The organism is Halomonas sp. BC04, assembly GCF_000568385.1.
In genome coordinates, this window is record NZ_AZQX01000164.1 from 1 (window position 1) to 9,840 (window position 9,840).

A 9,840-nucleotide genomic window follows, 5' to 3' on the forward strand; every position below is an offset into this window, starting at 1 on the left:
CGTCAATGTGGAGACCATCCGCTATTATCAGCGCCGCGGGCTACTCGCGGAGCCTGCACGCCCTCCCGGTGGTATCCGCCGCTATGGCACAGCCGACGTGGCGCGGCTGACCTTCGTCAAGACCGGAAAGCGGCTGGGCTTCAGCCTGGACGAAATTGCCGAGCTGTTGCGACTGGAGGATGGCACTCATTGCCAGAAGGCCAGCACCCTGGCCGAGAATAAACTGCGGGATGTGAGCGAGAAGATTGCTGGCCTCCAACGTATCGAGAGAACACTGTCCGACCTGGTACAGGCGTGCCATGAGCGGGAGGGAAGTATCACCTGTCCATTGATAGCATCATTACACGAGGGTTTGATCAGCGAGGAGCAGCGCACCCCCAGAAATTGAAACTTGCAAGGCTGATAGATTTTCGGTCGTAGATCCTGCCACATTGCGATCAAGTGACTCGTCTGTTTCAGCTCGACCCGAGGTTCCGGGCACGCCATGTGAATCCCAGCCAATGGATATCGCAGGGGCTGTAGCAGCGACGTAAGAATAGGCATGAAATTTACGCGTCAAGCCGGCCAATCATGGTTGCAACAAGTCCCCTTTTGTCTCGCGCCAGATCAGTCGCCTATGATCGAAGCCATTCACAAGCACTGGCTTGACGATCTCGAAGTATGGGGAGAGATCGAAATCACGGGGAGTGAACAAGCTATAGTGGCGGCGCTGCAGCACCCTGCGCCGACACCCATGGCATCGCCGGGTATCATCCTGCCACTCTGCAATGGGGAGAATCGGATAGTTGACCGACTGGAAGGCCTGGGCGATCAAGGTGGAACAGATGGCGCGGGTAGGATCACCACTACCCAGGCTGAGCATCCTTCGGCGCAATGGGGCCGGCACCGGCGGCAACGGCAACAGGTAACGGGCCAGGTCAATGATATTGCGCAGATCATATCGCTGGCCGACACGACCACAGACGGAGGCGATCAGCCGCTCGACTTCATCAATGTTCAAGCCTACCGGACGACAGATCCGAAGCGGGTGGCCCTCATACTCCTCGAAGCCCACCATCCTTACCCCCTCCGCCAGATCCGCTTCGATAAAACACTCACCTCGCCTCGCCTCGACCAATTCCAGACATGCCGCCTTGCCCACATAGAGTGCTGCATGAGACCAGGTAGACTGCGTCAGATATTTGATCACCGTACTCAAGCGCGACGATCCCTCGACCAGCAAAACATCTCCCGGCTGAAGGTTGGCCAGCACATCATGCTCGATTCGAATCTCGGCCTGATGCCAGAGGCGGGGCCTGGATAACCAACAGCTCAGACTATAGCCGCACTTTTCCAGCATATTCGACATAACGGCATCTCCGAGGCTAGCTGTTTATCGCGCCCCTTCCCTGTCGGCAAAGCCATATGCTATGAATTGACAAGCCATCACCAGCCCTTTCGCTGGTGATGGCCAACTATACCGATAGTCATTTAATATGTGTTATCAGCTGGTAATAGTTTGTAGAGTCATTCCCTCCTCTGAGCATATTGGCATGTACTTCTATCGTATATTCACCCGGGCTCAGCTGCCGACTGATGATAAAGTCTTCGCCGGCTCTACCGGCCTGGGTAACGACATGACCATTGCCATCACGCAACACTGCCCTCATCCCGCTATGCCTGCCACCCCCGGTATTCATGCCGCGGCTCTTGATCGTGACATTGGAGGTATCACTCACTTGAAGTCGGTAATGATCGACACCGGAGAGCAACCGGGACGATGTCTTTCCTTCTTCTAGTTCAGAAGGACCACTATTAGGTATGGCAGCAGCTTGTCCGGCCATGCCAAGGGTAAGAATTGCTGTAACAAGGGCTGCAGAGATATTGGTTGTGCGTTTCATGGTGCCTCTCCTTTCTACAAGTTTCTTAGCGAGGACTCTCTCAATGTGAGTCCTTGATACTTGGTAGCGGAGAAGGGACTTTTTCTTACGCAAACCCCAAGCTATTTCGAATAAAAATTCATACTGTGCTATTTCCAAAAAAATCTTCGGTCCGGTGTAATGAAAAGTGGAATGCGGCAACTAAAATGCCTTCGCTATCCAGATTAACGGGCTTATGGAGCCTAGGCTGCCCCCCGCTCCCATATGCCTGGCACCGCTCTCTACGAACCCTCTTTGCCATCGCACTGCCTTCCTGGTATCTAACTGCCATCAGCAAGGTGCCGCCAGGCGTGAACCAGTGCAGCGGCGGCGGTCGCCACCTCTTCCTCCGTGGTATTCCAGCCCACTGACAAGTGTACGGCGACTAGCACGCGTGCGGTGTCGAGCCCCATCGCCCCCAGCACCCCGCTCGGCGCAGACTCCCCCTCATGGCAGGCTGACCCCACCGAGGCCATCACCGTGTCGCGGGCAGAGTCGAGCAATGTCTTGCCGCTGACTGAGGGGAACGACACGTTCAACGTGTTTGGCAGGCGACACTCGGGATGGCCATTGAGGCATAACCCAGGAACGGCGGCACTCAACAGGCCATGCAACTGGTCACGGCGGCCACGCAGGGTATTATCGCCTTGTGCCAGACGCATGATAGCCAACTCTGCCGCGACGCCCAGGCCGATGATGGCAGGTACATTTTCCGCGCCTGGACGCAGCCCGCTTTCATGTCCGGCACCAAACAGGATCTGCCGTATCGGGGTGCCTTGGCGTACGTAGAGTGCACCGATGCCCTTGCTCGCCTGGAACTTGTGGCCTGCCACGGTCATCAAGTCGATTCCCAGTGCGTCAACATCCACGCTGACCTTGCCCACTGCCTGGACGGCATCGGTATGGAGCAAGACATCACGGCTGGCGAGATGCCTGGCGATGTCGGCGATGCATTCGGCGCCACCGACTCAGAACACCAGAACCTTGTCGGCCTGTTCGGTGGCTTCCGCCAAGGCGTCCATGGTGCTGCGCTCGGCGCCCTCCACCACTTCACCATCGGTGAGTCCCCGCGCATCCATGCAGGTGCCACACAATAGGACACTACCCTTGGTGATGACCCGCTTAATCATACGCTCCGTGTTGTAGAAGCCGTCTGGCGTTTTCTGTCCCGCCTTGGCACCGGATACGGCATCGCCCATCAGAAAGACGGTGACGTCTCCTTCGCGTTTCAACAGCGCATGGGCCAGCCGCAGGCCGTTGTAGAGCCGTTCGGTGCCATAGGGGGGGGGTCGTTGATGATGATTAGCGTCTGCATGTCTTTCTCCTTGCCATCATTCAATCGAACGATAGAATGATGGGTAGTGCTACCATCGATTGTCAAGTGGCGCGATGTTTCGCATACGTTTCCAGGAGAGCCCCAATGACCGCGCAACAAAACATTCTCGATACGCTGGCCAAGGTTGCCCGCGCCTTGGGCAACGGTCATCGACTCGCCTTGCTGGAACGCCTGGCTCAGGGCGATGCCGCAGTGGAGACCTTGGCCGACACAGCCGATATGACCATCGGCAATGCCTCCCAGCATCTCCAGCACCTGCGGCGGGCGGGGCTTGTCACCGCCCAGCGCTCCGGCAAGCAAATGTTCTACCGCTTGACCGATGAGCGGATCGTTACCCTGATGGGCTTGCTCAGGCAGGTGGCCGAAACCAACCTGGCCGAAATGGAGCACTTGGTCAGTCGCCTCTTCGCGGAAGATGACCCCGATGGCGCCCTTGAGGCAGTCACTCGGGACGAGTTGGTAGCAGGGCTTTCCAGCGGCAAGGTAGCGCTGCTGGACGTGCGTCCTGAGGAGGAGTTCGATGCCGGTCACCTGCCCGAAGCGATCAACATTCCCCTGGAGCAGTTGGAAGCCATGCTGGACAAGCTGCCTCGTGACAGGGAGATCGTCGCCTACTGCCGTGGCCCCTATTGCGTCCTGTCGCATGAAGCCGTGCAGCGCCTGCGCCAACTCGGTTACCGAGTCCGACGCTTCGAGGAAGGCTATCCGGAGTGGAAAGCGGCGGGCCTGCCCGTAGCATGACAGGAGGCATCATTATGTCCATCTTCCGGCGAGGGTAGGACGCTGGCGGCGCCGGCTCCAGGCATCACCTGACATACTCCGCTTCCACGGCATCATGCGGATACCCAATACCTTGTGACGCATGCTTTGCGACGACTCCTGGAACCCCGCAGGATGCAGGCAGGAGTCGAGACGGGGACGAAGCGACGAGAGTGTAAGGAAACCCCCATCATCTTGACGAATGCCACAGCCAGACATTTTCCGCCTCGAGGATAACCAAAGAGAATCGTCATGCCGAATTCGCTTGTCGCCCGGCTGCAAGCCGCCCTGAGCCTCGCAGGTCGACAGCAGGGCATCCACTCCATCCGGCTGATGGACGACACTGGCCTGGCCCATCATCATCTGTGGTTGAGCCGTGACGGTGACGACTGGGTCGCCAGGCTGCCCAAGCAGAGCCAGTTGGGCCTTGATGCCCAGGCCAACCTGGCGTATCAATCGGCCTGTTTCGCCCGCGCCAGCGAAAGTGGACACACCCCGATGCTGCACGACGTACTGCCACCCTCGGACGCGCTTCCCCGGGGCGGTCTGCTCGTCGCTGCCATACGCGGCCGGGCGGCTCGACTGCCGGACGATCTACCGGCCATTGCCGAGGCGCTGGCTGGACTCCATGCCCTTCAGATACCCCCCAGAGCGCAGCGCTTGCCCTTGCATGCCCCGGACAACCCCTGGCCCGCAGTCTGCAAGGAGATCGAGACACAGGCACGTTGGATGGCCAGAGCAGATCTCGATCCCGTCGTTCGCAAGAGCATTGAAGCCGAGCTGAATGTGCTGCCTGACACACTCCCTGAAGCCGAATCGAAGCTGATAAGCTTCGACGCACACCCGGGAAACTTCCTGATCACCGATACGGGCCAGGCAGTACTGGTCGACCTGGAGAAGTGTCGCTACGGACTGCCGGGCTTCGATCTTGCCCATGCCAGCCTTTACACCTCCACCACATGGGATCTCAACAGTCGCGCCGTACTCGAGGTGGGCGAAGTCGTGGAATTCTATCGCCACTGGCAACGCGCCATGGGCGAGGAGCCGGGCGCTCAGTCCAGTCGAGCCACGTTGCTTGCCTGCCGTCGCGCCATGTGGCTCTGGTCACTGACCTGGTGCGCCAAGTGGCGCGCCCAGCATGGCAAGACAAGGGATGCCTCGGTCATTGGCGAGGACTGGTCGGCCGAGCTCAGCAGCGATGCCCTGGTGGATCACGTACGCGAGCGGGTCGAACACTACCTCACCCCTTCCATAATCGAACGCGTCAAGGCAGAACTTAGTGACCTCAACGATGCACTGGCCCAATCCAGGGAATAGCCCAGCGTGGCGCGCGCCTTGTCTGAAAGACAGGTCGATGTCGAGAGCATTCACGTCGGGCCGCGCAGAATACACCGGGAGACCGTCATGCCCCCAGCCCCGCGGTTGAGCATTGTCATACCGACGCTTGACGAGGGCGAGGTCATAGACGACTTGTTGCAGTCGTTACAGGATTATACGGCCCGCGGCGTAGAACTCATCATCGTCGATGGCGGTAGTTGCGACGATACCGTGGCCCGGGCTACTCGCTTTGCGTCGCGACTCATCCAAAGCGCACCCGGGAGGGCCAGGCAAATGAATACTGGAGCCCGAATCAGCAGAGGAGATCTGCTGCTGTTCCTGCATGCCGACACGCGGCTGCCGCACTGCGCCGATAGATTGGTGGCCAATGCGTTATCGGGCGCGCACTGCTGGGGGCGCTTCGATATCAGCCTCGAAGGCCGCCACCCGCTCTTGCCGCTGATTGGCTTCGCCATGAACTGGCGCTCACGCCTGAGCGGTATCGCCACAGGAGACCAGGCCCTGTTCATGACCCGCCAGGCATTCGACAGGGCCGGCGGCTTCCCGGACCAGCCACTGATGGAAGATATCGAAATGTCCAGTCGCCTCAAGGGCCTCTCTGCTCCCGCCTGCCTCGAACAGCGAGTAAGCAGTTCAGGCCGACGCTGGGACGAGGCTGGCACCTGGGCAACGATCTGGCTGATGTGGCGCCTGCGCTTTCGCTATTGGCGTGGTGAATCGGCCGATAGCCTGGCCAGGGAATACCGCCATGTCCGCTGAGTTTCCTCTGGCGATCTTCGCCAAGGCGCCGCTGCCCGGCCAAGTCAAGACACGGCTGATTCCGGCCCTCGGCATCGAGGGGGCGACCCGGTTGCACGAACGGCTGCTGCGCCACACCCTGGCTACCGCTGTTGCCACGACCCCTGCCCATCATATTACGCTGTGGACGGCACTGGACCATGCCCACCCGCTATTTCTCGAACTGGCCAGACGCTACCAAATCGAGCTGCGCGCTCAACCAGAGGCAACCTGGGTAAACGCATGCATCATGCTTGGCGGCGATGCCCAGGGCCGGTCTGCTGATCGGCAGTGACTGTGCGGTTCTCACGCCCGAGCTGATCAGGCACTGCCACTCGGCCTTGGTCGCAGCGGAAGCAGTCTGCCTGCCCGCCGAGGATGGCGGGTACGCCCTGATCGGTGTAAACCGCTCCGAAGCCAGTCTATTCAGCAGCATCGACTGGGGTACGGAGCGGGTCATGGCCCAGACACATCAACGTATAGAGGCACTCGGCTGGCGGCTTGCCTGCCCCGCCACCGTGTGGGATGTGGACCGCCCGGAAGATGTCATCCGGCTGACACACCACTGGGCCTGATCCCCTCCATCAGCCATGCGCAGTATTCGCAGCACCTGGCAGGATCAAGCCGGCATCGATGCTGCCGTTCAATTCCCCGCGGCCTGGTTGGCGATACCCGCCAAGCTTCGGCCACCCGGTCCAAGGGTAGGTCGCAGTCGCCAAGGTCATGGCGTCCAGCCAGGTAATGGGGGTCGTTCCACTCGATGAAGGTCGTGCCGTCCTCATCCCGCAGCAACATCTTCTGGGGCAGGTCCAGTGCGACGCTGCCCTGGCATTGCATCATGGGGGTCCCCACTTCGGGATTGCCGAACAGGAACATGCGGGTGGGTGACAGGGACAGCGAGGCTCGCTCGGCGTTGGCGGAATGGTCCACCATGGTGACCAATGTCATGCCACGCTCGTCCAGGGCCGCGCGCAGACGCTCCTCGACGCGGTCCATGCCGTCATCGCTGCTGACCTGTTCGATACCCTTGCCGACGTCATCCGCCTGGGCACTGCCAAGGGCGGTGATGAGGGCGGCAGCGCCGAGATAAGCGAAAATCTTGTTCATGATCGATGTTCTCCTTGAGCGGGAACCGTTTCCGGGGAACCTTCAGCCTCGTCAAAGGTTTGTCCTAAGGCAAGTCAGAACTGATCTTGCCCATTTCATGGCGAACTGTCCCTCTCGGTATTCCTTTCACCAGGGTGGGAGCATGAAGGACCCTATAGTCAGCGATTCGGCAATGCCTTGGACGTTCCGGCAAGCTTGGTGGCTCCTCTCCCCCGCCTTGACTGTGAACCAGGTACAATAGCGTTGCGTTTTCTTACCCGTGATCATTTCGAACATCGGCTCCCTCCTGTGTGGGGGGGGGTATCGATGCGTGTCCACTTAAGAGTGGGGTGAGCTCCCAGTCAGGTGTAGCACTTTATTAGGCGTTTTTTCTATTGGTAAAGTATTTCAATACATCAACACAGTCAAACGCCAACGAGATCGCGATTGATACAGCCAAAAGAATAAGATAGATTTGGAAACCACTCTCAACGGCAGGAATCTTCACTACAATGTACGCGAGCAGCGGAACCCACAGAATGTGGCCTAACCCGAGAATCTTTTCAAATCCGAATCGTGCATATAAGCCCATCATAAGCATGGCAGAAATTATGAAAGCAATGAAAATCAGCTTGGCTAACGGATGGTACCAGAAACCCACACTTACCATATTAATAGCCATCAAATAAAAGACCCAAATAGGTATCCATACCGGCTGCCGCATCAATTCAAAGAAGAATCCAAAAGGGTTTTTCATAGATAGTATCTCCTAACACTCGCGTTATGGGCTGGTTTCAAGCACAACCAAAAAACTAGCGAATCGCTCCCAATAAAGCGGAAACGCCCCATCAGTTGATCTCATCAAACCCTACCGGCCCCCGAAGGATCTTCTTCTTAGTGCTGCAGACTCCCAAGGGGAGCGGCAACGCCGAGGTAAGCAAAAATCGTGTCCATGGTCGATGCTCTTCTTGAGCGGGCATCCCTTTCCGAGAGGCATTCAGCTTCGTCAGCGTTGTCTCTGAGGACAAGTCAGGATAGCTCCTCCTCCCTTGCCAGGCGCTGCAGGCTGAACCACACCCCCAGCACCAGCAACAACAAGGCAACAGGGACAAGTAAAGGCGTCATGCCCGCCAGGGCACCGGCAATCGGCAATCCCAGCCAGATCAGAATCAGCGGCGCGCAGCAGGCACCACCGGCAAGGAATGCCGGAATCAACGCCAGCAGCCCGGTGCTCGAGCCACCCAGGCCACACTGCCTGGGGCTACGCCACAGCCGCCAGCCAGCCACGACGTTCAAGCCGACCAACAGCCCCATGAAGACGGCCAACAAGGTGTTCAGCGGACTGAATGTCCAGACCAGCGCCCCCAGGGATACCAGACCCACGGGCTCGAATTGAAACGGACCTCGTGACTGAAAGGCCCTCTCCCAGGCGGGAAAGGTCGCATGCCAACCGCCAGCCCCGCCACCGGCTATATCGCCGGTCAGCCAAAGGTAGAGCAGCGTATAGAGGGCCATGATCCCAATCATCGACAGGACCATGGCGGGACGAGAAATCATCCTTGTGACGATATGAGCCAGCGCTTTCATGGCACCCCCTGCCCCTCATGAAGATAGGTATCAGGATAGAAGGCCGCCCAGGCGAACCACATGGCTTCGAAGCCGTTCACCGCCTCAAGCGAGTCGATGCCGGGCCCGACAACCCCATCGGCGGTGAAGTCGAGTTCCGCTGGCTGAATATCAACCGCCTCGGGATTATGGAAGGCCCAGCCGGTATCCAGCCCCGGGTCATGAATGACAGTGTAGCGACGCTCGCCAAGCGTAACGTCGACGACCCCCTCATTTCGCAATGCCTCCCGCGTGATGGCCAAGGCCCCTTCCGGGCCACGCACGCCAAAGACGACGGTCTTTGGTGGAAATCGATCATCGCGCTGCATCACCGGAAAAAGCCGTCGGCTATCGGGCACATAGTAACCACTGATCGGGTTATAGCTACCATAGGGATCCCGCCGGTAGTTGCGCACGAAGCCTGTCTCTTCGGTCAGCACCTGCGTTTCGGGGTGGCGCGCCTTCCAGGCTCCCCAGGTCGTCCAGAACACACGAAACTCCTCTAGCCCCTGGTTGGCCAGGGGACCGTCAATGGCAACCCCCAGAATCTGGGGCCATTCACTATCGGTAGCACGGTCGTACATGATCAGGTTGCTGTTGACCAGCTTGCCGGAGACGCCAAACTCGGTCTCACCTCGCTTGAAGCCCAGCGCAGTTCCTGTCAAGGGACAGTAGGTGATGCTGAGAGCGTCTCCGCCCAACTCGTCATTGACGATCTCGTGCCAGACCAGGATACGCTGAGGATAGGCCCTGGCCTGGCCATGGTGGTAGACACCAACGACCTTGTCGCCATCGCTCAGCGTTGCCTGGTCAGCGGCTTTAATACGGGGACGGTCAATGGAAGGGATGCCGTCCTTTCCCGGCCCTCCCGAACGCACTGCCTCCCGGAACGCCTCGATGGAGTGCACGACCGGCACCTGGGGCGGGTGCTGCCCAGGTGGTGACGCAAGCGTCGACTGCATGAAGAGCATGGCCAAGGCAATGCTCAATGTTGAATAGCGCGCTATGTGTGGTGTCATGACGACCTCCTGTTAACCGACC

Annotated in this window: 13 protein-coding genes and 1 pseudogene; 6 read left to right on the forward strand and 8 right to left on the reverse strand. The window is 59.0% G+C overall.

The features are described 5' to 3' along the window. A partial coding sequence (merR, locus tag Q427_RS11545) for an Hg(II)-responsive transcriptional regulator (RefSeq protein WP_043513978.1) occupies positions 1-388 on the forward strand: 388 nt, incomplete at its 5' end. Positions 389-568: 180 nt separating this feature from the next. Here merR and Q427_RS11550 read toward each other — a convergent pair. The 4 genes and pseudogenes from Q427_RS11550 to Q427_RS11560 form a co-directional block, all read right to left on the reverse strand. After that, positions 569-1,348 (reverse strand): YiiX/YebB-like N1pC/P60 family cysteine hydrolase, encoded by a 780-nt coding sequence (locus Q427_RS11550; RefSeq protein WP_043513981.1) that lies wholly within the window; start codon positions 1,346-1,348, stop codon positions 569-571. A gap of 118 nt (positions 1,349-1,466) precedes the next feature. After that, entirely contained in the window at positions 1,467-1,880 is a 414-nt protein-coding gene (locus Q427_RS31265) for a hypothetical protein (protein ID WP_155833541.1), read from the reverse strand. A gap of 299 nt (positions 1,881-2,179) precedes the next feature. Continuing rightward, positions 2,180-2,848: a cysteine desulfurase family protein gene (locus tag Q427_RS11555; protein WP_081785959.1), complete on the reverse strand. Its 669-nt coding sequence runs from the start codon at positions 2,846-2,848 to the stop codon at positions 2,180-2,182. 18 nt (positions 2,849-2,866) lie between these two features. Then, positions 2,867-3,172 (reverse strand): annotated as a pseudogene (locus Q427_RS11560) (DsrE/DsrF/TusD sulfur relay family protein); the annotation flags it as partial. 146 nt (positions 3,173-3,318) lie between these two features. On the opposite strand from Q427_RS11560, the gene Q427_RS11565 reads away from it, so the two are divergent. The 5 genes from Q427_RS11565 (at position 3,319) to Q427_RS33930 (ending at position 6,683) form a co-directional block, all read left to right on the forward strand. Further along, complete coding sequence (locus tag Q427_RS11565) at positions 3,319-3,975, forward strand: ArsR/SmtB family transcription factor (protein ID WP_043513982.1); 657 nt, start codon at positions 3,319-3,321, stop codon at positions 3,973-3,975. A 270-nt stretch (positions 3,976-4,245) separates the two neighbouring features. Then, positions 4,246-5,310: an aminoglycoside phosphotransferase family protein gene (locus tag Q427_RS11570; protein WP_043513984.1), complete on the forward strand. Its 1,065-nt coding sequence runs from the start codon at positions 4,246-4,248 to the stop codon at positions 5,308-5,310. An 87-nt stretch (positions 5,311-5,397) separates the two neighbouring features. Beyond that, entirely contained in the window at positions 5,398-6,090 is a 693-nt protein-coding gene (locus Q427_RS11575; protein WP_043513986.1) for a TIGR04283 family arsenosugar biosynthesis glycosyltransferase, read from the forward strand. After that, on the forward strand, positions 6,080-6,403 hold the full coding sequence (locus Q427_RS33925) for a hypothetical protein (protein ID WP_231613648.1): 324 nt from the start codon (positions 6,080-6,082) through the stop codon (positions 6,401-6,403). The genes Q427_RS11575 and Q427_RS33925 overlap by 11 nt, the downstream gene beginning before the upstream one ends. Continuing rightward, a complete protein-coding gene (locus Q427_RS33930; RefSeq protein ID WP_231613649.1) occupies positions 6,372-6,683 on the forward strand; it encodes a TIGR04282 family arsenosugar biosynthesis glycosyltransferase in 312 nt (103 codons plus the stop codon). Before Q427_RS33925 ends, Q427_RS33930 begins: the two co-directional genes overlap by 32 nt. Here the strand turns inward: Q427_RS33930 and Q427_RS28810 are convergent. From Q427_RS28810 to Q427_RS11600, 4 genes are all read right to left on the reverse strand, one after another. Further along, a complete protein-coding gene (locus Q427_RS28810; protein ID WP_051496306.1) occupies positions 6,655-7,215 on the reverse strand; it encodes a DUF302 domain-containing protein in 561 nt (186 codons plus the stop codon). The genes Q427_RS33930 and Q427_RS28810 overlap by 29 nt on opposite strands. 358 nt (positions 7,216-7,573) lie before the next feature. Further along, positions 7,574-7,951, reverse strand: a complete 378-nt coding sequence (locus Q427_RS11590; RefSeq protein WP_043513988.1) for a hypothetical protein — start codon at positions 7,949-7,951, stop codon at positions 7,574-7,576. A gap of 272 nt (positions 7,952-8,223) precedes the next feature. Then, entirely contained in the window at positions 8,224-8,781 is a 558-nt protein-coding gene (locus tag Q427_RS11595) for a hypothetical protein (RefSeq protein ID WP_051496307.1), read from the reverse strand. Continuing rightward, positions 8,778-9,818 carry a DUF3179 domain-containing protein gene (locus Q427_RS11600; RefSeq protein ID WP_043513990.1) on the reverse strand — a complete coding sequence of 347 codons (1,041 nt, stop codon included), beginning with the start codon at positions 9,816-9,818 and terminating at the stop codon, positions 8,778-8,780. Before Q427_RS11600 ends, Q427_RS11595 begins: the two co-directional genes overlap by 4 nt. Positions 9,819-9,840: the final 22 nt, after the last annotated feature.

Coding starts and splice junctions, on each gene's coding strand:
- Q427_RS11600 (WP_043513990.1), bottom strand. CDS start 9,818: ATGACACCACACATAGCGCGCTATTCAACATTGAGCATTGCCTTGGCC.
- Q427_RS11550 (WP_043513981.1), bottom strand. CDS start 1,348: ATGTCGAATATGCTGGAAAAGTGCGGCTATAGTCTGAGCTGTTGGTTA.
- Q427_RS11575 (WP_043513986.1), top strand. CDS start 5,398: ATGCCCCCAGCCCCGCGGTTGAGCATTGTCATACCGACGCTTGACGAG.
- Q427_RS11565 (WP_043513982.1), top strand. CDS start 3,319: ATGACCGCGCAACAAAACATTCTCGATACGCTGGCCAAGGTTGCCCGC.
- Q427_RS33930 (WP_231613649.1), top strand. CDS start 6,372: ATGCCCAGGGCCGGTCTGCTGATCGGCAGTGACTGTGCGGTTCTCACG.
- Q427_RS11570 (WP_043513984.1), top strand. CDS start 4,246: ATGCCGAATTCGCTTGTCGCCCGGCTGCAAGCCGCCCTGAGCCTCGCA.
- Q427_RS33925 (WP_231613648.1), top strand. CDS start 6,080: ATGTCCGCTGAGTTTCCTCTGGCGATCTTCGCCAAGGCGCCGCTGCCC.
- Q427_RS11595 (WP_051496307.1), bottom strand. CDS start 8,781: ATGAAAGCGCTGGCTCATATCGTCACAAGGATGATTTCTCGTCCCGCC.
- Q427_RS31265 (WP_155833541.1), bottom strand. CDS start 1,880: ATGAAACGCACAACCAATATCTCTGCAGCCCTTGTTACAGCAATTCTT.
- Q427_RS28810 (WP_051496306.1), bottom strand. CDS start 7,215: ATGAACAAGATTTTCGCTTATCTCGGCGCTGCCGCCCTCATCACCGCC.
- Q427_RS11590 (WP_043513988.1), bottom strand. CDS start 7,951: ATGAAAAACCCTTTTGGATTCTTCTTTGAATTGATGCGGCAGCCGGTA.